Annotated in this window: 22 protein-coding genes; 6 read left to right on the top strand and 16 right to left on the bottom strand. The window is 69.6% G+C overall.

Annotated features, from left to right (window positions below; all coding sequences use genetic code 11):
* The coding region (locus VMD50_RS04105; RefSeq protein ID WP_325425129.1) for a flavin-containing monooxygenase at positions 1-830 on the bottom strand (830 nt) is incomplete at its 3' end.
* Between the two features lie 7 nt (positions 831-837).
* Positions 838-1,299, bottom strand: coding sequence for an SRPBCC family protein (locus tag VMD50_RS04110; RefSeq protein ID WP_325425131.1), 462 nt, complete (start codon positions 1,297-1,299; stop codon positions 838-840).
* A gap of 58 nt (positions 1,300-1,357) precedes the next feature.
* On the opposite strand from VMD50_RS04110, the gene ald reads away from it, so the two are divergent.
* Positions 1,358-2,473, top strand: coding sequence for an alanine dehydrogenase (ald, locus tag VMD50_RS04115; protein WP_325425133.1), 1,116 nt, complete (start codon positions 1,358-1,360; stop codon positions 2,471-2,473).
* A 7-nt stretch (positions 2,474-2,480) separates the two neighbouring features.
* Here ald and VMD50_RS04120 read toward each other — a convergent pair whose 3' ends face one another.
* From VMD50_RS04120 to VMD50_RS04140, 5 genes are all read right to left on the bottom strand, one after another.
* Positions 2,481-3,503 carry a nitronate monooxygenase gene (locus VMD50_RS04120; RefSeq protein WP_325425135.1) on the bottom strand — a complete coding sequence of 341 codons (1,023 nt, stop codon included), beginning with the start codon at positions 3,501-3,503 and terminating at the stop codon, positions 2,481-2,483.
* Between the two features lie 4 nt (positions 3,504-3,507).
* Complete coding sequence (locus VMD50_RS04125; RefSeq protein WP_325425136.1) at positions 3,508-4,878, bottom strand: M16 family metallopeptidase; 1,371 nt, start codon at positions 4,876-4,878, stop codon at positions 3,508-3,510.
* Positions 4,859-7,141 (bottom strand): polyribonucleotide nucleotidyltransferase, encoded by a 2,283-nt coding sequence (locus VMD50_RS04130; RefSeq protein WP_325425138.1) that lies wholly within the window; start codon positions 7,139-7,141, stop codon positions 4,859-4,861. Before VMD50_RS04130 ends, VMD50_RS04125 begins: the two co-directional genes overlap by 20 nt.
* A gap of 317 nt (positions 7,142-7,458) precedes the next feature.
* A complete protein-coding gene (gene rpsO / locus VMD50_RS04135; protein WP_325425140.1) occupies positions 7,459-7,728 on the bottom strand; it encodes a 30S ribosomal protein S15 in 270 nt (89 codons plus the stop codon).
* A gap of 118 nt (positions 7,729-7,846) precedes the next feature.
* Positions 7,847-8,818: a bifunctional riboflavin kinase/FAD synthetase gene (locus VMD50_RS04140; RefSeq protein ID WP_325425192.1), complete on the bottom strand. Its 972-nt coding sequence runs from the start codon at positions 8,816-8,818 to the stop codon at positions 7,847-7,849.
* Between the two features lie 92 nt (positions 8,819-8,910).
* Between VMD50_RS04140 and mntR the strand changes: the two genes are divergently transcribed.
* On the top strand, positions 8,911-9,615 hold the full coding sequence (mntR, locus tag VMD50_RS04145) for a manganese-binding transcriptional regulator MntR (RefSeq protein WP_325425142.1): 705 nt from the start codon (positions 8,911-8,913) through the stop codon (positions 9,613-9,615).
* Between the two features lie 81 nt (positions 9,616-9,696).
* Here mntR and VMD50_RS04150 read toward each other — a convergent pair whose 3' ends face one another.
* Genes VMD50_RS04150 through VMD50_RS04170 form a run of 5 tightly spaced genes read right to left on the bottom strand, consistent with a single transcriptional unit; the run spans position 9,697 to position 14,765 of the window.
* The gene (locus tag VMD50_RS04150) at positions 9,697-10,926 is read right to left on the bottom strand and encodes an acyl-CoA dehydrogenase family protein (protein ID WP_325425144.1); all 1,230 of its coding nucleotides are present in this window, start codon (positions 10,924-10,926) and stop codon (positions 9,697-9,699) included.
* Between the two features lie 27 nt (positions 10,927-10,953).
* Positions 10,954-12,144: a lipid-transfer protein gene (locus tag VMD50_RS04155; RefSeq protein ID WP_325425146.1), complete on the bottom strand. Its 1,191-nt coding sequence runs from the start codon at positions 12,142-12,144 to the stop codon at positions 10,954-10,956.
* A 46-nt stretch (positions 12,145-12,190) separates the two neighbouring features.
* The gene (truB, locus tag VMD50_RS04160; protein WP_325425148.1) at positions 12,191-13,096 is read right to left on the bottom strand and encodes a tRNA pseudouridine(55) synthase TruB; all 906 of its coding nucleotides are present in this window, start codon (positions 13,094-13,096) and stop codon (positions 12,191-12,193) included.
* Complete coding sequence (gene pptT, locus VMD50_RS04165) at positions 13,093-13,791, bottom strand: 4'-phosphopantetheinyl transferase PptT (RefSeq protein ID WP_325425150.1); 699 nt, start codon at positions 13,789-13,791, stop codon at positions 13,093-13,095. The genes truB and pptT overlap by 4 nt, the downstream gene beginning before the upstream one ends.
* Positions 13,788-14,765, bottom strand: coding sequence for a metallophosphoesterase family protein (locus tag VMD50_RS04170; RefSeq protein WP_325425152.1), 978 nt, complete (start codon positions 14,763-14,765; stop codon positions 13,788-13,790). Before VMD50_RS04170 ends, pptT begins: the two co-directional genes overlap by 4 nt.
* Before the next feature lie 162 nt (positions 14,766-14,927).
* Here VMD50_RS04170 and VMD50_RS04175 point away from each other — a divergent pair, with 162 nt between their 5' ends.
* The gene (locus VMD50_RS04175; protein ID WP_325425154.1) at positions 14,928-15,503 is read left to right on the top strand and encodes a DUF3558 domain-containing protein; all 576 of its coding nucleotides are present in this window, start codon (positions 14,928-14,930) and stop codon (positions 15,501-15,503) included.
* A 27-nt stretch (positions 15,504-15,530) separates the two neighbouring features.
* The gene (locus VMD50_RS04180) at positions 15,531-17,207 is read left to right on the top strand and encodes a CocE/NonD family hydrolase (RefSeq protein WP_325425156.1); all 1,677 of its coding nucleotides are present in this window, start codon (positions 15,531-15,533) and stop codon (positions 17,205-17,207) included.
* A gap of 36 nt (positions 17,208-17,243) precedes the next feature.
* Here the strand turns inward: VMD50_RS04180 and VMD50_RS04185 are convergent, their stop codons facing one another.
* Both VMD50_RS04185 and VMD50_RS04190 read right to left on the bottom strand, forming a co-directional pair.
* Positions 17,244-17,807 carry a DUF1802 family protein gene (locus VMD50_RS04185; protein ID WP_325425158.1) on the bottom strand — a complete coding sequence of 188 codons (564 nt, stop codon included), beginning with the start codon at positions 17,805-17,807 and terminating at the stop codon, positions 17,244-17,246.
* Positions 17,808-17,814: 7 nt separating this feature from the next.
* The gene (locus VMD50_RS04190) at positions 17,815-18,084 is read right to left on the bottom strand and encodes a DUF2277 domain-containing protein (RefSeq protein WP_325425160.1); all 270 of its coding nucleotides are present in this window, start codon (positions 18,082-18,084) and stop codon (positions 17,815-17,817) included.
* 153 nt (positions 18,085-18,237) lie between these two features.
* Here VMD50_RS04190 and VMD50_RS04195 point away from each other — a divergent pair, with 153 nt between their 5' ends.
* The gene (locus tag VMD50_RS04195) at positions 18,238-18,987 is read left to right on the top strand and encodes an enoyl-CoA hydratase (protein ID WP_325425162.1); all 750 of its coding nucleotides are present in this window, start codon (positions 18,238-18,240) and stop codon (positions 18,985-18,987) included.
* A gap of 12 nt (positions 18,988-18,999) precedes the next feature.
* Positions 19,000-19,569, top strand: coding sequence for a hypothetical protein (locus VMD50_RS04200; RefSeq protein WP_325425164.1), 570 nt, complete (start codon positions 19,000-19,002; stop codon positions 19,567-19,569).
* A gap of 13 nt (positions 19,570-19,582) precedes the next feature.
* Here VMD50_RS04200 and VMD50_RS04205 read toward each other — a convergent pair whose 3' ends face one another.
* Both VMD50_RS04205 and rbfA read right to left on the bottom strand, forming a co-directional pair.
* Positions 19,583-20,593 (bottom strand): DHH family phosphoesterase, encoded by a 1,011-nt coding sequence (locus VMD50_RS04205; RefSeq protein ID WP_325425166.1) that lies wholly within the window; start codon positions 20,591-20,593, stop codon positions 19,583-19,585.
* Positions 20,568-21,050, bottom strand: a complete 483-nt coding sequence (rbfA, locus tag VMD50_RS04210; protein ID WP_325425168.1) for a 30S ribosome-binding factor RbfA — start codon at positions 21,048-21,050, stop codon at positions 20,568-20,570. Before rbfA ends, VMD50_RS04205 begins: the two co-directional genes overlap by 26 nt.
* Positions 21,051-21,057: the final 7 nt, after the last annotated feature.

Below are 21,057 nucleotides of genomic sequence, written 5' to 3' on the forward strand. Positions count from 1 at the left end.
GCACGCAAGCCGGGGTCGCGCACCCGACGCAGGCTGGCCCGGCACAGCGCCCCCATCGCCCTTCGCCGCAGCCCCGGCTTGGTCAGCGCGACCGCGAAGGTGTCGAAGACGAGGCTGTACGCCCGGTACGCCAACCGATCAAGCCACGGAACGGCCCGGTGGGTGCGACTGGCGAACCCCGAGTATCGCGGGTTGGGCATCGGGACTATCCACTGCGCGGTGCGCTGGAACAGGGCGACCCTGCCCGCCACGCCGGCCAGCCCGCACACGAGCTGCACGCCGGTGGATCCGTTGCCGATCACCGCGATTCGGCGCCCTGCAAGCTCGACGGAATGGTCCCAGCGCGCGGAATGAAAGACGTGGCCGGCGAAGTCGTCCAGGCCGGCGATCGACGGCATCCGCGGATGGTGCAGCACGCCGGTCGCCGAGATCAGGAAGTCGACGGCCGACTCGTCGCCGGCGCCGGTGCGCAGCAGCCAGCGGCCGTTCTCGAAACGGGCGCTGACGATTTCGGTGCCGAACCGGATCCGGTCGCGCAGCCCGAATTGGTCGGCGACGCCGCGGAAGTAGGCCTGGATCTCGCCGCCGGGCGAGAACATGTGCGTCCAGTTGGGCTTCGTGGCGAAGGTGTACTGATAGACCCGCGACGGCACGTCGCAGGTCAGGCCGGGGTAGGTGTTTTCCCGCCAGGTGCCGCCCACCTCGTCGGCCTTCTCATAAATCGTGACATCGGTAATCCCGTTGCGCAGCAAGGCGATTGCCATGCACAGCCCGGACATGCCCGCTCCGACGACGGCTACGGCGGGATCGCGTGTCGGCAGGGTCGTCATGGGCCGGCTACCGGGTCTCGGCCCGCTGCTTGAGGCGCTGCAGGGTCAGCCGGATGTGTTCGTTGTTGGCGGCCACCCGGTCGGACACGCCGGTCGCCGCGCCCGCGACCTTGCGGAACCATCCGGGCCGGCGGTCCCAGGTGCTTTCGGTGACCCGGCAGCCGCCGGCGGATGGGGCGATGTCGTATTGCCAGCGCGCGATCGGAACGACCGTGTGCCGCACGTCGAACGCGAACAGCCGGCCGGGGTCGGCGTCGGTGACGGTGCACTTCGTGCTCCATCGCCGGCCGCCGTGTGCGTTGTGGCCCACGAACACCGCACCCGGGCGGACGGCGTCACCCTTGCGCCACTCCATCGCCACCGCCTCCTCGGCCAGCGAGGCCAGCGTCGGCAGGTCGGTGATCAGGCCATACACCTCGTCGGGACCCGCGTCGATCTGGACGCTGGCCGTTACGCAGGGGTCATTCATTCGCCGATCATAAGACTTACTGTTTGCCGTGGTACCGAACTTTCTCCACACTTGAGCCATGCGCGTCGGCGTGCCCACCGAGACCAAGACCAACGAGTTCCGGGTGGCCATCACCCCGGCCGGCGTCGCCGAATTGACTCACCGCGGCCACGAGGTGGTCGTCCAGGCCGGCGCCGGCGACGGCTCTGCCATCCCCGACGCGGAATTCAAGGCGGCGGGGGCCCAACTGGCCGACACCGCGGAGCGGGTGTGGGCCGACGCGGACCTGCTGCTCAAGGTCAAGGAACCGATACCGCCCGAGTACGGCCTGCTGCGAAACGGGCAGGTCCTGTTCACGTACCTGCATTTGGCCGCTTCGCGCGCCTGCACCGACGCGCTGTTGGCCTCCGGCACAACGTCGATCGCCTACGAGACCGTCCAGGCCGACGACGGCGCGCTCCCGTTGCTGGCCCCGATGAGCGAGGTCGCCGGCCGGCTGGCAGCTCAGGTGGGCGCCTATCACCTGATGCGCACCCAGGGCGGGCGAGGCGTGCTGATGGGCGGGGTGCCTGGCGTCAAGGGCGCCGACGTCGTGGTGATCGGCGCCGGCACGGCCGGGTACAACGCCGCCCGGGTCGCCGGCGGCATGGGCGCGAGCGTCATGGTGTTCGACGTCAACATCGGCAAGCTTCGGCTGCTCGACGCCGAGTTCGGTGGCCACGTCGGCACTCGCTATTCCTCGGCATACGAGCTGGGGGGCGCCGTCAAACGTGCCGACCTGGTGATCGGAGCCGTGCTGGTGCCCGGCCACAAGGCGCCCACGCTGATCTCGAATTCCCTTGTCGCGCAGATGAAGACGGGCGCGGTGCTGGTGGACATCTCCATCGACCAGGGCGGCTGCTTCGAAGATTCGCGGCCCACCACGCACGACGACCCGACGTTCGCGGTACACGACACCCTGTTCTACTGCGTCGCGAACATGCCCAGCGCAGTGCCCAAGACGTCGACCGTCGCGCTGACCAACGCCACGATGCCGTACGTGCTCAAGCTCGCCGATCGGGGCTGGCGGTCGGCGTGCCGGTCCGATCCCCCTCTGGCCAAAGGGCTTTCGACGCACGACGGGATGCTGCTGTCCGAACAGGTGGCCGACGACCTCGGCCTGCCGTGCACGGATCCAGCATCGGTCTTGGCCTGAAACGGCCCTAGCCGTTGAGGCCGGCGACGATGTCGGCCACCGAGCCCGGGCGGGCGTCCCGGAACGACGTTCCCGCCCAGAGCGCCATCCCGTTCGGGTCTTCCCGTTCGGTCGCGGCCTCCCTTATCGGCAGCGTCATCTGGTTGACCTCGGGATAGCCCAGCGGGGCCACATTGTCGAGCAGGCGGATGAATTCGTTTTCCAGGCCGCGGGCGTACCGGCCCGAGAACGCGCGGGAGACGATGGTTTTGGCGAAGAGCTGATTCTTCATGGCGGTGCGATGCGCCTGGCTGGTGCCCGCTTCTTCGCTCAGCAGCAGCGCGGTGCCGACCTGGGCGGCGACGGCTCCCCGGCGCAGCACGCCGGCGACCTCCTCGGCGGTGCCCAGCCCACCCGCCGCGATGATCGGAATGTCGCGGTGCGCCCGGTGGATCCGGTCGATCAGGTCGTGCAGCGACTCCGTGCCGGGCTCCATGTCCGGCGCGAAGGTGCCGCGATGCCCGCCGGCGTCGGGGCCCTGGACCACCAGGCTGTCGGCGCCCGCTGCGACGGCCACCCCGGCCTCGTAGGCCGAGGTCACGGTGACCATCACCAACAGGCCGCGCGCGCTCAGCCGCCGGATGACGTCCGGCGGCGGCACGCCGAAGGTGAACGACACCAACTCCGGGTGCACGTCGGCGACCACCTCGAGCTTGCGCTCCCAGTCGTCGTCGTCACCGAACTCGGGCCGGCCCACCTCGCACTGGTAGTGCTCGGCGATGCCTTCGAGCTCGTCGGCGTAGTAGTCCAGCGCTACCCAGTCGGCCACGCTGGGCTGGGGCACGAACAGGTTGACGCCCAACGGGCCGGTGGTCATGGCGCGCGCCGCGCCGATGTCTTCGGCGAACCGCTCCGCACTCACGTAGCCGCCGGGGATGAAGCCGAGGCCACCGGCGTTGGACACCGCCGCGGCCAATGCCGGGGTGCCGGGGCCGCCGGCCATGGGCGCACCGACGATGGGCACCGCGATATCCCAAAAGCCCAGAACCACGGCGCTAATTTACCATCGCCCGAAGTTGTTGGGGCAGCGATCGTTTGGAGGCATACGGGCCCAGAACGGCGGCGCCGTAGCGCCTGCCCAGCAGGCGGCGGGCCACCGCGTTGACCTCCTCGACGGTCACCTCGTCGATTCGTTGCAGGGTGTGTTCGATGCTGCGGTGCCGGCCGTAGTTCAGTTCGCTGCGGCCGATGCGGCTCATCCGGGAGCTGGAATCCTCCAGCCCGAGGACGAGGCCGCCCCGCAACGAGCCCTTGGCGATGCGGCATTCGGCCTCGGTGATGCCGTCGCGGGCCACCGTGTCGAGCACCTCGCCGGTCACCCGCATGACGTCGGGAAAGCGCTCGGGCAGGCACGCCGCGTACACCGACAGCGCGCCGCTGTCGGCGAAGATGTCCACCGCCGAGTAGACCGAATAGGCCAGGCCACGCAGCTCCCGAACCTCCTGGAACAGCCTGGAGCTCAGGCCGCCGCCCAGCGCGGTGTGCAGCACCGACAGCGCCCAGCGATGCTCCCAGCCGCGCCCGGGGGTGCGGACGCCCAACGACACGTGGGTCTGCTCGGCATCCCGGTTCACCAGCGTCAGCCCCGGGGTCCCGGTGACCCGCCCGGCGCCCTTGCGCGGGGCGACCGGCTGGCGGCCGCGGACCAGGTGCTTTCCGAAGTGCTCGCGCACGAGGGCGACCACCTCGTCGTGGTCGACGTTGCCGGCCACCGCGACGACCATCCGCTCCGGGGTGTAGCGCCGCACATGAAACGAGTGCAGTTGCGACCGCGTCATTGCCGACACCGACCGCGCGGTGCCGATCACGGGGCGCCCCACCGGGTGGTCGCCGAACAGCGTCGACAGGAAGATGTCGCCCAGCGCGTCCTCGGGGTCGTCGTCGCGCATGGCGATCTCCTCGAGCACGACGTCGCGCTCCAGCTCGACGTCTTCGGCGGCGCAGCGACCGTTGAGGACCACGTCCGCGACCAGGTCGACGGCCAGCTCCAGGTCGCTGTCCAGCACGTGGGCGTAGTAGCAGGTGTGCTCGCGGGCGGTGAACGCGTTCAGCTCCCCGCCGACGGCGTCCATGGCCTGGGCGATGTCGACGGCGGTGCGGGTCGGGGTGGACTTGAACAGCAGATGCTCGAGGAAGTGCGCCGCCCCGGCCACGGTCGCGCCCTCGTCGCGCGATCCGACCCCGACCCAGACCCCGACCGAGGCGGAGCGCACGGCGGGCAGGTGCTCGGTGACCACCCGCAGGCCCCCCGGCAGCGTGGTGCGGCGGACGGCCTTGTGGTCGGCGTTCACCCCGGCGATCTGCGCGCCCCGGCGCAGGGCCGGCGCGGGATCGGCTGCCGGCTTTCTAGACGGAGCTGGCGGCATCGGCAGGCGCTGCGGGAGCCGAAGAAGGCGCGCTGTCCGCTGAGTCCTCCTCGTCCACCAGGACCAACGAGATCTTGCCCCGCTTGTCGATGTCGGCGATCTCCACCCGCAGCTTGTCGCCGACGTTCACCACGTCCTCGACCTTCGCGATGCGCTTGCCCTTGCCGAGCTTGGAGATGTGCACCAGGCCGTCGCGACCCGGCAGCAGCGACACGAACGCGCCGAAATCCGTTGTCTTGACCACGGTTCCGAGGAACCGCTCACCCACCGTCGGCAGCTGCGGGTTGGCGATGGCGTTGATCCGGTCGATCGCGGCCTGCGCCGAGGGCCCGTCGGTGGCCCCGACGAACACGGTGCCGTCGTCCTCGATGGAGATCTGCGCGCCGGTCTCCTCGGTGATCGCGTTGATGACCTTGCCCTTGGGGCCGATGACCTCACCGATCTTGTCCACCGGGACCTTGATGGTGGTCACCCGCGGCGCGTAGGGGCTCATCTCGTCGGGCGCGTCGATGGCCTCGGCCATGACCTCGAGGATGGTCAGCCGGGCGTCCTTGGCCTGCGCGAGCGCACCCGCCAGCACCTGCGACGGGATGCCGTCGAGCTTGGTGTCCAGCTGCAGCGCGGTGACGAAGTCCTTGGTGCCGGCGCACTTGAAGTCCATGTCGCCGAACGCGTCCTCGGCGCCCAGGATGTCGGTCAGGGTCACGAAGCGCCGCTCGCTCGATTTTGCGCCGTCGACAGCCTCAATTTCTACGTCGTCGGACACCAATCCCATCGCGATGCCGGCGACCGGCGCCTTGAGCGGCACCCCGGCGTTCAGCAGCGCCAGCGTGGACGCGCAGACCGAGCCCATCGACGTCGACCCGTTGGAGCCCAAGGCTTCCGATACCTGGCGGATGGCGTAGGGGAACTCCTCGACGCTGGGCAGCACCGGGATCAGGGCCCGCTCGGCGAGCGCGCCGTGCCCGATCTCGCGCCGCTTGGGCGAGCCGACCCGGCCGGTCTCGCCGGTGGAGAACGGCGGGAAGTTGTAGTGATGCATGTAGCGCTTGGACGTCTCGGGCCCCAGCGAGTCGATCTGCTGGGCCATCTTGACCATGTCCAGCGTGGTCACGCCCAGGATCTGGGTCTCGCCGCGCTCGAACAAGGCGCTGCCGTGCGCCCGCGGCACCACGGCGACCTCGGCAGACAGCGCGCGGATGTCGGTGATGCCCCGGCCGTCGATGCGGAAGTGGTCGCTCAGGATGCGCTGCCGGACCAGCTTCTTGGTCAGCGAGCGGAACGCGGCGCCGACCTCCTTTTCGCGGCCCTCGTAGGTGTCGGCAAGGCGCGCCAGCACCTCGGACTTCAGCTCGTCGGTGCGCGCGTCGCGCTCGGCCTTGCCGCCGATGGTCAGCGCCTTGGCCAGCTCGTCGGTGGCCACCGAGGCCACCGAGTAGTACACGTCGTCGCCGTAGTCGGGGAACGTCGGGTAGTCGCCGGTGGGCTTGGCCGCCGCGTCGGCCAGCTCCTGCTGCGCGGAACACAGCACGGCGATGAACGGCTTGGCCGCCTCCAGGCCCTCGGCCACAACGGTTTCCGTCGGCGCCTGGGCCCCGCCTTCCACCAGCTCGATGACGTTCTCGGTGGCCTCGGCCTCGACCATCATGATCGCTATTTCTTTCGGGTCCCCGTCGACCTTCCGGCCGGCCACGACCATGTCGAACACGGCGCGCTCGAGCTGCTCGACGGTGGGGAAGGCGACCCAGGTGCCGTCGATCAGGGCCACCCGCACGCCCCCGATGGGACCGGAGAACGGCAGGCCGCTGATCTGGGTGGAGGCCGACGCGGCGTTGATCGCCAGCACGTCGTAGAGGTCGTTGGGGTCCAGGCTCATGATCGTCACCACGACCTGGATCTCGTTGCGCAGGCCGGAGACGAACGACGGCCGCAGCGGGCGGTCGATGAGCCGGCAGGTCAGGACCGCGTCGGTGGAGGGGCGTCCCTCGCGGCGGAAGAACGAGCCGGGGATGCGCCCGGCGGCGTACATCCGCTCCTCGACGTCGACCGTCAGCGGGAAGAAGTCGAAGTGCTCCTTGGGGCTCTTGCTGGCGGTGGTCGCCGAGAGCAGCATGTTCTCGTCGTCCAGGTACGCGACGACGGCTCCGGCGGCTTGCTGGGCCAGCCTGCCGGTCTCGAAACGGACGGTGCGGGTGCCGAAGCTCCCGTTGTCGATGGTGGCGGTCGCCTCGAAGACGCCCTGTTCAATCTCAGCTACAGACATGGGTGTCCGTACGGCCTCTCTGGGTATTCAGCTGTTTCGCGCGCCCTGACGCCACCCGGAGAACAAGAGTCTGAATGCGGCTACGGCCATCGATCGAAGCGGCCGACCTGCCCCAGATCCGGAGAGCCCGGCAGCCACTACCGAAGACCGCCCGATGCAGACTGTGCTGCTCCCTCGGCCACACGCAGTGACGCGCTGGAACGGCTCACGCGGATCTGCGCAAACCGCACCGTTTGCTCGGGCCGAAGAGGCCCAGAACGGTCCCACTCTACACGTGCGAACTTAGCCCGCCAGCGGGACTCGGGCTTTGCCAGGCGTCAGCGACGCAGGCCGAGCCGCTCGACGAGCGAGCGGTACCGCTCCACGTCGATCTGGGACACGTATTTGAGCAGCCGGCGCCGGCGCCCCACCAGCAGCAGCAGTCCCCGCCGCGAGTGGTGGTCGTGCTTGTGCAACTTGAGGTGCTCGGTCAGGTCGGCGATCCGCCTGGTCAGCAGGGCGACCTGGGCCTCCGGGGACCCGGTGTCGGTGTCGTGCAGGCCGTAGGAGGTCAGGATCTCCTTTTTCTGCTCGGCTGTAAGCGCCACGAAATATCTCCATCAATTGGTCCGCGATCACTGGGATCAAGGCGCGGCCACCGCGAACCACAGCACGCGCCGATGTCGTCCGGCAGTTTAGCAGCGGGGCGGCGCCGTCCCCGAATCGTCAGTCGGTCAGCAGGGTGCGGGCCCGCTCGGTGTCCTCGCCCATCGCGGCGACGAGGCCTTTGATCGTGTCGAACCTGCGCTGTCCGCGGATGCGCGCGACGAAGTCCAGCGCCACGTGCTGTCCGTACAGGTCGGCGCTGGTGTCCAGGACGAACGCCTCCACGGTGCGGGTGCGCCCGGAGAAGGTCGGGTTGGTGCCCACGGACACCGCGGCCTGGTAGCGCTCCCCCGGGATGACGGTGCCGGCCACCGGTCCGTGCCCGAGGACGGTGAACCACGCCGCGTACACGCCGTCGGCCGGGATGGCCGAATACATCGGCGGCGCGACGTTGGCGGTGGGAAAGCCCAGCTCCATGCCCCGCCCCTCGCCGCGGACGACCACGCCCTCGACGCGGTGCGGGCGGCCCAGCGCCTCCGTGGCCGCCACCATGTCGCCGGCGTCCACGCAGGACCTGATGTAGGTGGACGAGAAGGTCACGGTCTCGTTGCTGTGGTGCTCGGACAGCAGCGACATCGACTCCACCGCGAAACCGAACCGCTCGCCGGCGCGGCGCAGGGTCTCGACGTTGCCGGCCGCCTTCTTGCCGAACGTGAAGTTCTCCCCCACCACGACCTCCACCACGTGCAGGTTCTCCACCAGCAGCTCGTGGATGTAACGCTCCGGGGTGAGCCTCATGAAGTCGCTGGTGAACGGCATCACCAGGAAGACGTCGATGCCCAGCTCCTCGACGAGCTCGGCGCGGCGGGTCAGCGTCGTCAGCTGCGCGGGGTGGCTGCCGGGATAGACCACTTCCATCGGGTGCGGGTCGAACGTCATCAGGACCGTCGGCACGTTGCGGGCGCGGGCGGCTTTCACCGCGTGCGCGATGAGCTCGGCGTGGCCGCGATGCACACCGTCGAACACCCCGATGGTGACCACGCATCTGCCCCAGTCCGTGGGAATCTCGTCTTGGCCGCGCCACCGCTGCACGACCGCAAGCCTACGGCGCCGCGCCGGGACGTGGCGCGCCAGATCGGCTGTGGCACGCCGCATCGGGCCAGGTTTGCCTAAACTTTCTGCTTGTGAGGGCTGACGACGAGCCTGGCGGTATCACCGCGGTCGGCCAGGACTACCTGAAGGTCATCTGGAATGCCCAGGAATGGTCCACGGACTCCGGTCCCGCGAAGGTCAGCACCAAGATGCTGGCCGACCGGATCGGGGTGTCGGCCAGCACGGCCTCGGAGTCGATCCGCAAACTGGCCGAGCAGGGATTGGTCGACCACGAGAAGTACGGCGCGGTGACGCTGACGGAGGCCGGGCGCCGGGCCGCCCTCGAGGTGGTGCGCCGCCACCGGCTGCTGGAGACCTTCCTGGTCAACGAGCTCGGCTACGGCTGGGACGAGGTGCACGACGAGGCCGAGGTGCTCGAGCACGCGGTGTCGGATCGCCTGGTCGCCCGCATCGACGCCAAGCTCGGGTATCCCCGGCGCGACCCGCACGGCGACCCCATCCCCGCCTCCGACGGGCAGGTGCCCACGCCCCCGGCCCGCCAGTTGTGGGCGTGCGGCGACGGAGACACCGGGACGGTGGCCCGCATTTCCGACTCCGATCCGGAGATGCTGCGCTATTTCACCGACGTCGGCATACACCTGGACTCGCGGCTGCGCGTGCTGACCCGCCGGGAATTCGCCGGCATGATCTCCGTCGCGATCGAATCCGCCGACGGCGCCGAGTGCACCGTCGACCTGGGCAGCCCGGCGGCCCGGGCGATCTGGGTGGTCGCCTAGGTTTGTTGCGCCGAGCGTGCATCCATTGCAAGATTTCGCCGGCAAATTTTTCGCGCTCACTTCACGCTCGGCGCGAACGGCTTAGCTCAATAGGCCCTTGGCGATGTGGGTGACCTGAACCTCGTTGCTGCCGGCGTAGATCATCAGCGACTTCGCGTCGCGGGCCAGCTGCTCGACGCGGTACTCGGCCATGTAGCCGTTGCCGCCGAACAGCTGCACGGCGTCCATGGCGACGTCGGTGGCGGCCTCCGAGGAGTAGAGCTTGATGGCCGACGCCTCGGCCAGCGTCAGCGGTTTCCCCGCCTGCTGCCGCTCGATCGTCTGAAACACCATGTTCTGCACGTTCATCCGGGCGATCTCCATCTTCGCCAGCTTGAGCTGGATCAGCTGGAACTGCCCGATGTTCTTGCCCCACAGGGTGCGGGTCTTGGCGTAATCCACGCACAGCCGGTGGCATTCGTTGATGATGCCCAGCGCCATCGTCGCGATCCCGATCCGTTCGGCGGCGAAATTGGCGCGGGCGCTCTCCCGGCCGTCGCCACCGGCCTGATCTTGGTTCTCGCCGAGCAGGCGGTCGGGAGTCAGCCGCACGTTGTCGAAGAACAACTCGCCCGTCGGCGAGGACATCATGCCCATCTTCTTGAACGGCTTGCCCTGCGTGAGGCCCGGCATGCCCGCGTCCAGCACGAAAATCAGCACCGGCCGGTTCCGTTTGTCCACCGACGAGCCGTCGTCGAGCTTGGCGTAGACCACCAGGACGTCGGCGCAGGGCCCGTTGGTGATGAACGTCTTCTGGCCGTTGAGGATGTAGTCCGCACCGTCGCGCTTGACGGAGGTCTTCATGCCGCCGAACGCGTCCGAGCCGGAGTCGGGCTCGGTGATGGCCCACGCCGCGATCTTCTTCAGCGTCATCAACTCGGGCAGCCAGCGTTCCTTCTGGGCCAGCGTGCCGCGGCTCATGATGGTCGCCGCACCCAGACCGAGGCTGACCGACGCCGTGCTCAGCAATCCGATACTCACCCGGGAGAGCTCGGAGACCAGCACCGCCATCATCGACGCCTGGGCGCCTCCGCCGAAACCGCCTGCACCGTCGTCTTTTTCACGCTGTCCCGTACGCTCGCGGTCCAGCATCTTCTTGACCGACTCGGCGGCCATGACGTCGAGACCGAACTGGCTGAACAGCTTGCGCGCGATCGGATAGGGCGACAGCTCACCGCTTTCCAGTTCGTCCAGGTGCGGACGGATCTCCTTGTCGATGAACTGGCGAACGGCGTCCCGGACCATCAGGTCGGTGTCGGACCATTCGAACATGGCGCCCTCAGCGTTCGGCGCGCTGGCTCAGCGTTCGGCGCGCTGGTAGGCGGTGACGACGGCGGCGCCGCCCAGCCCGATGTTGTGCTGCAGCGCCGCGGTCACGTTGTCGACCTGACGCTTGTCGGCGGTACCCCGCAGTTGCCAGGTCAGCTCGGCGCACTGCGCCAGCCCGGTCGCACCCAGCGGGTGTCCCTTGGAGATCAGTCCGCCGGACGGGTTGACCACCCAGCGTCCACCGTAGGTGGTGTCGCCGTTGTCGATCAGCTTGGGCGCCTCGCCCGGGCCGCACAGGCCGAGGGCCTCGTACAACAGCAGCTCGTTGGCCGAGAAGCAGTCGTGCAGCTCGATCACCTGGAAGTCCTCGGGGCCCAGGCCGGACTGGTCGTAAACCCGTTGGGCCGCTTGCACATTCATGTCGTAGCCGATGAGGTTCTTGGCGCTGCCGTCGAACGTCGACTCGAAGTCGGTGGTCATGGCCTGGCCGACGATCTCCACCGCTTGGCCGGCCAGCCCGTGGCTGTCGACGAAGCTCTCCGAGGCCACGATCGCCGCGCCCGATCCGTCCGACGTGGGCGAGCACTGCAGCTTGGTCAGCGGGTCGGAGATCATCCGCGACGCCAGGATGTCGTCAAGCGTGTAGGACTCCTGGAATTGCGCGAACGGGTTGTTGGTGGAATGCTTGTGGTTCTTGTAGCCGATCTTGGCGAAATGCTCTGCGGTGGTGCCGTATTGCCTCATGTGCTCGCGCCCCGCGGCGCCGAACATCCACGGCGCGACCGGCATCGCGAATTCGTCGATCGCGGCCATCGCCTTGACGTGCTTGCCCATCGGCGACTCGCGGTCCTGGGCGCCACCGCTCAACGCGCCGGGCTGCATCTTCTCGAAACCGAGCGCGACGGCGCAGTCGACGATCCCGCCGCGGACGGCCTGCGCGGCCAGGAACAGCGCCGTCGAGCCGGTCGAGCAGTTGTTGTTGACGTTGACGATCGGAATCCCGGTCATGCCCAGCTCGTAGAGCGCCCGCTGCCCGGACGTCGAGTCGCCGGCGACGTAGCCGACATAGCCCTGCTGCACCTCGCGGTAGTCGACGCCGGCGTCGGCCAGCGCGTTGGTGCCCGACTCCCTCGCCATGTCCGGGTAGTCCCAGCCCTCCCGGCGGCCCGGCTTCTCGAATTTCGTCATGCCGACGCCGACGACGTAAACCTTGTTGGACATAGCGCACCTTCCGCAGGTATGAGACGATCCGCGCCCCAGCGTATTCCTAGAGCGTCGCCGGGCGGAGCACTACCACCGACTTCGTCGCTGCCCCCTCGTCGCGCAGCAGCGCGATCACCCGGCCGTCGGCGTCGGCGGCGGCGTAGATGCCGCCGATCCCGGCCGGCGGCAGGGACCGCCCGTTGCTTGCCGCCCGGGCTTCCTCGGCGGACAGGTCGCGGCGCGGAAACAGCAGCAGGCACGCCTCGTCCAGCGTCCAGTTCAGTCGGGGCCGCTCGGCCAGGTCGTCCAGCGAGCGGGCCTGATCCAGCCCGAAACGGCCGACGCGGGTGCGCCGCAACGACGTCAGGTGCCCGCCGACCCCGAGCGCGGCGCCGAGATCGCGGGCCAGCGCGCGGATGTAGGTCCCCGACGAGCAGTCGACCTCGATGTCGACGTCGACGAAGTCGACACCGGCCTCATCGACACGGCGCACGGCGAGCACCTCGAACCGGTCGATGCGCACCGGCCGGGCCGCCAGCTCGACGGCCTGACCCTCGCGGGCCAACCGATACGCGCGCCGGCCGTCCACCTTGATCGCGCTGACCGCCGACGGCACCTGCTCGATGTCGCCGCGCAACCCCTCGACGGCGGCGGCGATCGCCGCGTCGGTCACGTTTCCAGCCGAAACGCGTTGCAGCACTTCCCCTTCCGCGTCGTCTGTGGAAGTGGTCTGGCCCAGGCGGATGGTGGCGGCATACGACTTCGACGCCGCGGCCAGCAGGCCGAGGACCTTGGTGGCGCGGTCGACGCCGATCACCAGCACGCCGGTGGCCATCGGGTCCAGCGTCCCGGCGTGCCCCACCCTGCGGGTGGAAAAGATGCGGCGGCACCGGCCTACGACGTCGTGGCTCGTCATCCCGGCCGGCTTGTCGACCACCACTATTCCCGGACCAATCCCCGGTCCGCTCAAAGCACGATCCCCGTGATCACCAGCCCGCGCTCGACCGACCAGCGCCCCCGCAGCGAAGTCAGCGGCGGACCCGACAGGGCCGCCCCGTCGATCAGGATCTTGGAGACGAACACCCCGGAGGTTCGCCCGCCGGGCGGATCGAGGTCGAACACGATGTGGGCGTCCTCGAAACCCAACCAGCGTTCGGTCAGTGGAAACCAGGCCTTGTACGTCGCCTCCTTGGCGCAGAACAGGATTCGGTCCCAATGCAGGCCCTCGGGCAGCGCGCCGATCTCGTGGCGCTCCTGGTCCAGCGCGATCGCGCCCAGCACGCCGTCGGGCAGCACGTCGTGCGGTTCGGCGTCGATGCCCACCGAACGCACGACGGCGGCGCGGCCCACCACCGCGCCGCGGTAGCCCGTGCAGTGGGTGAGGCTGCCCACGACCCCGTCGGGCCAGCACGGTTCCCCCTTTTCGCCCTTGAGGATCGGCACCGGCGGCACGCCGAGCTCGCCCATCGCGATGCGGGCGCAGTGCCGCACCGTGACGAACTCGTTGCGCCGCTTGGCGACCGACTTGGCGATCAGTGGCTCCTCTTCGGGCAGCGGGGTCAGGCCCGGCGGGTCGCAATACGCCTCCGCATACGCCAGATCCTCGGACCCCGAAGAGAGAAGGGCGTCGGGCAACACCGACGCCACGAGCATGCGCCCCGTCATCGGGACTGCCGCTGCCGCGCTCGTTCCCGGAACTGCTGGGCCTGCCGGCGCATCTCGGGCGTGATCACGAAGTGACCGCCGAAGTCGTTGAGATAGCCGGGCGCGTACCGGGGATCGGGCAACACCTGGCGCAACCAGCTGTAGGGCTTGCGGCGGCGCCACTCCCGCGGGTAACCCACCGACACCTCCTCGAAGCGGACGTCGTCGTACCAGGTGGTCCGCGGGATGTGCAGGTGCCCGTACACCGAACAGACGGCGTTGTAGCGGGTGTGCCAGTCGGCGGTCTTGGTGGTTCCGCACCACAGCGAGAACTCCGGGTAGAACAGCGCGTCACAGGGGTCCCGCACCAGCGGGAAGTGATTGACCAGCACGGTCGGGGTCATCCAGTCGAGTTCTTCGAGGCGCGCGCGGGTGCCGGCTAGCCGCTCGCGGCACCACGCCTCCCGGGTGGGATACGGGTCGGACGAGAGCAGGAATTCGTCGGTGGCCACCACGTTGCGCTCCCGCGCGATGGCCATGCCCTCGGCTTTGCTCGCCGCCCCCTCGGGCAAGAAGGTGTAGTCGTACAGCAGGAACATCGGCACGATCGTGGCCGGCCCGCCGCGTTCGGTCCACACCGGGAACGGGTGCTCCGGGGTGACCACGCCCAGCTCGTCGCACATGTTGACCAGGTAGTCGTAGCGCACCTTGCCGAAGATCTGCATGGGATCCCGGCTGGTGGTCCACAGCTCGTGGTTGCCGGGCACCCAGATCACCTTGGCGAACCGCCGCCGCAGCAGGTCAAGCGCCCAACGGATGTCGTCGGTGCGTTCGGCAACGTCGCCCGCCACGATCAACCAGTCGTCCGGCGACGACGGGTGCAGTGATTCGGTGACCGGCTTGTTGCCGAGGTGGCCGGTGTGCAGGTCGGAGACCGCCCACAGCGTCGGCTGCGCCCCGTTCGCCGATTCCCGCCCCGTTCGCTGCCCAGCCACGACTAACCAGCGTAACGAACCCCCCGCGACTAGCCGGTTTCCGCCAGGTCCTTGCCCGCCCCGATTAGAACGTGTTCTCTTTTCACTGTGACGCCGCCGACACGACTTGTACACTCCCGGCAGGGACGGCCGAGGCATGACCGGGTGGGGGTAGGAGATGTCGTGTTCGCCAATCTGCGTCTGATTTCAGCGCTGGGCGCGCTGGCCGCGGCAGTGGCGGTGGGCTGGCAGAGCGCCCCGCCGGGGCCGAGCGGGGGCGGGCCCGTCGAGCTGCGGTCGACCGCCCAGCCGATGGAGACCACCATGAAGAGTCCCATCGTTGCGACCACCGACCCGCGCCCCTTCGACGCGTGCGAGGACATTCCGTTCGACGCCCTGCAGCGGCTCGGGCTGGCGTACACACCGCCCGAACACGAGGACGGGCTGCGCTGCCACTTCGACGCGGGTAATTACCAGCTGGCCGTCGAACCCATCATCTGGCGCACCTACGACCAGTCCCTGCCCGCCGACGCCGTCGAGACCACGGTGCAGGGCCACCGGGCCGCCCAGTACTGGGTGATGAAGCCGACGTATCACAACAGCTTCTGGTTCTACTCGTGCATGGTCGCGTTCAAGACCAGCTACGGAGTCCTCCAACAGGCGCTGTACTTCTCGACGGTCTACTCCAACCCGGAGGTGGACTGCATGTCCACGAATTTGCAGCGTGCCAACGATCTCGCGCCCTATTACAAGTTTTAGCCGGCGAAGGGCTCTAGCCTGGGGACCGTGAGTACGACCTCCACCGGCCCCGCGCAACGCCAGCCAAGCGCCCTGAGCCGTGCCGGCGACGCCGCGCTCGGGCGGGTGTTGGGCCTGCCGGGGGGGACCACCGAGTACACCGTCGATCGCGTCCACGTGCCGATGCGCGACGGCGTGCACCTGGCGGCCGACCACTACGCGCCCGGCGCGTCCACCCCCGCCGGTACCTTGCTGGTCCGCGGGCCGTACGGGAGGGCCTTCCCCTTCTCGCTGGCATATGCCCGCCTGTACGCCGCCCGCGGCTACCACGTCCTGTTGCAGAGCGTGCGCGGGACGTTCGGGTCGGGCGGGGACTTCGAGCCGATGGTCAACGAGGCCGCCGACGGCGCCGACACGGTCGCGTGGCTGCGCCAGCAGCCCTGGTTCACCGGACGATTCGCCACCGTCGGGGTGTCGTATCTGGGCTTCACCCAGTGGGCGTTGCTGCAGGATCCGCCGCCGGAGCTGGCAGCGGCCGTCATCACCGCCGGCCCGCACGATTTCAACGCCTCCGTGTGGGGCACCGGCTCGTTCGCCATCAACGACTTCCTGGGCTGGAGCGACATGGTCGCCCACCAGGAGGACTCGGCGCGCATCCAGCTGGCGCTGCGTCAGCTGCAGGGCCCGCGCAAGGTGGCCGAGGCGGCCGGAGCGGTGCCCCTGGGCGCCGCGGCCCGGGCGCTGCTCGGCGCTGGTGCGCCGTGGTTCGAATCGTGGGTCGAACACCGCGATTCCGAGGACGCGTTCTGGGACTCGCTGCGGTTCCTCGATGCGCTGGACCGGGCGCGGGTGCCGGTGTTGCTCATCGGCGGCTGGCAGGACATCTTCCTGCGGCAGACGCTGCAGCAGTACGCGCATCTGCGCGACCGGGGCGTCGACGTCGCGCTCACGATGGGTCCCTGGACGCACTCCCAGCTGCTGGGCAAGGCGCTGCCCACCAGCGCGCGGGAAACGCTGGACTGGCTCAACGCCCACCTGGGCGGCGCACCGCTGCGCCGGCCCAGCCGGGTCCGCGCGTGCATAACCGGTTCGGGCGGGGGCCAAGCCTGGCGGCACCTGCCCGACTGGCCGCCGGCCACGACCGAACGGGCGCTGTATCTGCGGCCCGGCGGGCACCTCGGTGAGACCCCGCCGACGAACCTCAAGAGACTGCCCCCAGCGACATTCCGCTATGACCCCGCCGACCCGACACCCACCACCGGCGGCCCGCTGCTGTCCCCGAACGGCGGCTACCGCGACGACAGCCGCCTCGCCCTGCGCGACGACGTGCTGTCCTTCACCAGCCTCACGCTCACCCACGATCTGTACGTCTACGGCAATCCGGTGGTCGAGCTGGCGCGCAGCTCCGACAATCCCCATGTGGATCTGTTCGTTCGGGTGAGCGAGGTTGACGCCAGGGGACGCTCCCACAACGTCAGCGACGGCTACCGCCGGTTGAGTGGCAAGGCGAAGAACGTCCGGATCGAACTGGACGGGATCGCCCACCGCTTCCGGGCCGGCTCACGCATCCGGGTCCTGATCGCGGGCAGCTGGTTCCCCCGCTTCGCGCGCAATCTCGGCGCCGACGAACCCTTGTTGACGGGCCGGCAATCCGCGCCGGCCATCCACGCCGTGCACTACGGACGCTCCCGGCTGCTGCTTCCCGTCGGCCCCGGCGATCCTTGAGCTGAGGGCGTCGACCCGCCGCGCTTGCGATCGCCGTCAGCCGACCGCGTCGCGGACCCGGCGGGCGACCTGGTCCAGCGCGGCCTCGTCGTAGACCGGCGCGGCCAGGCGAACAGCGGCCAGCGGCAGCCGCACCCAGCTGGTGCAGCCCGCGTACTCGGGGGTGCGCGCGATCCGCACCGGCTCGGCCAACGGGATCGCCGACACCACCAGCGCGACCAGCTTGTGCTTGGGCCGGAAGTCGAGCCGGTCTTCGCGCACCGACTCTGCGGTCCAGATGTGCAGGTCCTCGATCGCCGAAAGGCCATCGGGCCGATTAACATGTTGTGCCGCAACAACTTTCGCGGCGACCCGGACCACCAGCCGCTCGTCGGTGCTGTCGGCGGCCGCCGCGTCCAGCAGATCGCGATGCTCGGGCCGGACGCGCTGGGCGTGGCTGTGGGCGACCGTCGGGAACAGCAAGAACTCCCGGGCCGAGAGCTCGAACCGCTTTTCGCCGATGCCGCCCTTGCGCAGCAGCACCCGCTGCCGCCCGTCGAGCAGCGCGTGCACCACCGCGCCCCACTCCTTGAGCGCGGGCGTGGTCGCGGTCGCTGTCATCTGCCGGTCATTTCGCCCCGGCGAGGCGGGCCACCACCTCGGGCCGGCGCAACGGCGGGACGGTCTTCGGCGGCTGGCGCCGCGGCGGCAGGGCCGCCAGCAACCGCGTCGTCGTTTCGGTAACCTCCGCTACCGCCGCCTCGAAGGCGTCGACGTTGGCGGGCGACGGGCGGGTGATACCGCTGACCTTGCGCACATACTGGCGCGCGGCCGCAGCGATCTCCTGCGGCGTGGCCGCCGGCTGCAACCCGCGTAGTTCGGTGATGTTCCGGCACATGGCATCCACGATAGGTCCGAGCGCGTGTTGTCACACCCGCCACAGGCGTCTCCGCGCCGGAAGGGATGACCCGAACCGCCGGCCGCCCGGGTTATCGCGGAGGGCGCCATGTGGCAGGTGTGGCGGCAACGGGCCACCCTCTACGGTGAACACATGACCGACGACATCCTGCTGATCGAGACCGACGAGCGGGTGCGCACCCTGACCCTCAACCGGCCGCAGGCGCGCAATGCGCTGTCCGCGGCGCTGCGGGACCGGTTCTTCGGCGCCCTGACCGACGCGGAGGCCGACGACGGCGTCGACGTCGTCGTCGTCACCGGCACCGACCCGGTGTTCTGCGCGGGGCTGGACCTCAAGGAGCTGGGCAGCGAAGCGGCGCTCCCGGACATCTCGCCGCGATGGCCGCCGCTGACCAAGCCGGTGATCGGCGCGATCAACGGGGCCGCGGTCACCGGCGGGCTGGAGCTGGCCCTGTACTGCGACATCCTGATCGCGTCCGAGCAGGCCCGTTTCGCCGACACGCACGCCCGGGTGGGCCTGCTGCCCACCTGGGGGCTCAGCGTGCGATTACCGCAGAAGGTCGGCATCGGCCTGGCCCGGCGCATGAGCATGACCGGGGACTATCGGTCCGCCACCGACGCGCTGCGCGCCGGCCTGGTGACCGAAGTGGTGCCGCACAACGGCCTGATGACCAGCGCCCGCCAGGTGGCGGCGTCGATCGTCGGCAACAACCAGAACGCCGTGCGGGCGTTGCTGGCGTCCTATCACCGGATCGACGACTCGCAGACCAGCGGGGGGCTCTGGCTGGAGGCGATGGCGGCCAGGCAGTTTCGCACCAGCGGCGATGACATCGCCGCCAACCGCGACGCCGTCCTGCAGCGCGGGCGGGCCCAGGTGCGTTAGGAGGAGGAAGTGATGCGCGGCAACACCCTGCGGGCCCTCGGCGGCCTGACCCTGGCGGCATCCGCGATCGCGTCGGCCCCGCACGCCGCAGCACAGCCGCCGCCGGGCTTCCCCGACCTGAACAGATTCATCGCCGTCCCCGTGGACGGCTACGCCACGACGCCCCGCCAGGGCGGCGGGCCCCGCATCAGCTTTTCCGCCACACCGACCCTGGTGTGCGACTTCTACGGCGGCCCGGCGCCCGTGCCACAACCGTCACAGGACATCAGGTGCAGCGGCGACGCGCCCGGAATGGACGACGTACCGTTCCCGGGCGGGGGCCACCCGAAACCGGGCGACTGCGTGGTGGGCTCGGTGAATTTCAAGGGACCCGGCTACGAACTGAGCCGCATGACCTACGGCGGATGTGACGGCAACCCGCCCGCCCTGCAGTCGGGCGGCAAATCGCTGGGTGCCGGCCAGAAGCTGTCGTACCTCAACGTGACGTGCGCGGTGGGTGCCGACAACCTCGTCGCCTGCCTGGACACCACCAGCGGCGAGCATGGCTTCGTGCTGCAGCCGGCGGGAAGCTGGGCGTTTTAGCCGGGCGATCGATTCAACCGAGCGCCGCGCACAGCGACGCCACGGCGTCGTCGATCGAGCCGACGGTCGAGTAGCCCGCCGCCAGCCGGTGGCCCCCGCCGCCGAACTCTGACGCCACCGCCGCCAGATCCACGTCGGCCTTGGCCCGCATCGACACCGACCACTGCTGCGGGTCGACCTCCTTGAAGACGGCCGCCACCTCCGCCTGCTGCGTCGTGCGCACGATGTCGACGATGCTCTCGACTTCCTCCGGGCGGGAGTCGACCCAGTCCTGATGCCCGACGACGGCGTAGACCAGCCCGCGACCGCCGACCGCGTCGGGGAGTAACTGCGCCGAGGCCAGCACCCGCGACAACAGCGGCAGCCACACGAACGGGTGCGTATCCATTAGCGTCCGGCTGATCGCGGCGTTGTCGACCCCGAGGTCGACCAGCCGCGCGGCCAGCCGAAGCGCGCGGGAGCTGGCCCAGCGGAACGATCCGGTGTCGGTCGTCAACCCGGCGTAGATGCAGTGCGCCACATCCAGCTCGATCGGCTTGCCCCAGGCGTCGAGGATGTCGGCGATCATCATCGTGGTGGAATCCGCCGACACGTCGATGAAGTTGGCGCTGCCGAACATCTCGTTGGAGGCGTGGTGGTCGATGACCAGCACCCGGCGGCCGGGACCGGCCAGGTCGCTCAGCTCCCCGAGCCGCTTGGCGCTCGGAACGTCAACCGTCACAACCAAATCCACGTCGCGGCTCATCCCCTCGGGGCTGACCAGCAGGTGACACCCGGGCAAGGACGCCAGCGATTCCGGCAGGGTCGCCGGCGCGGCGAAACCGACCTCGACGCGCTTGCCGCACTTGTCCAGCACCAACGCCAATGCCAGTCCCGCCCCGATGGTGTCGGCGTCGGGGTGGACGTGGGCGACCACCGCGATCGTCTCGGCGCCCGCGAGCAACTCGACGGCGCCGCCGGCGTCTATGCGTGCGCCCACCCGCGGGGTGCCGGCCAGTTCAGTCTTCGGGTTGACCGTCGTCACCGGTGTTCCCGTCGCGCGCGTCGCCTGGCCCCCCGGCACGGTACGGATCGGCCTCCCCGGCCGGCTTGGCGCCCGAGCGGACCCGCGCCAGGTCGGCGTCGGCGGCGCGGGCGCGCTGCAGCAGTTCGTCCATCCGCTGCACGCTGGCGGCGGTCGTGTCCCGGGTGAACGTCAGCGTGGGAGTGAAGCGCACACCCGTGCCGGCCCCGACCTTGGTGCGCAGCGCGCCCTTGGCCCGTTCCAGCGCGGCCGCGGCGGCCGCGTAATCGGGCTCGTCGTCGAGGGTGCGACCCATCACCGTGTAGAACACCGTCGCGTCGTGCAGGTCGGCGGTCACCTTCGCGTCGACGATGGTCACCCCGTCCAGCCCCGGATCCTTGATCTCGAACTCGATCGCCGAGGCGACGATCGTGAATATCCGTTTGGCCAACCGTCGCGCCCGGGCGGGGTCAGGCATTCTGATT

This window comes from Mycobacterium sp. (genome assembly GCF_035506235.1).
GTDB lineage: Bacteria > Actinomycetota > Actinomycetes > Mycobacteriales > Mycobacteriaceae > Mycobacterium.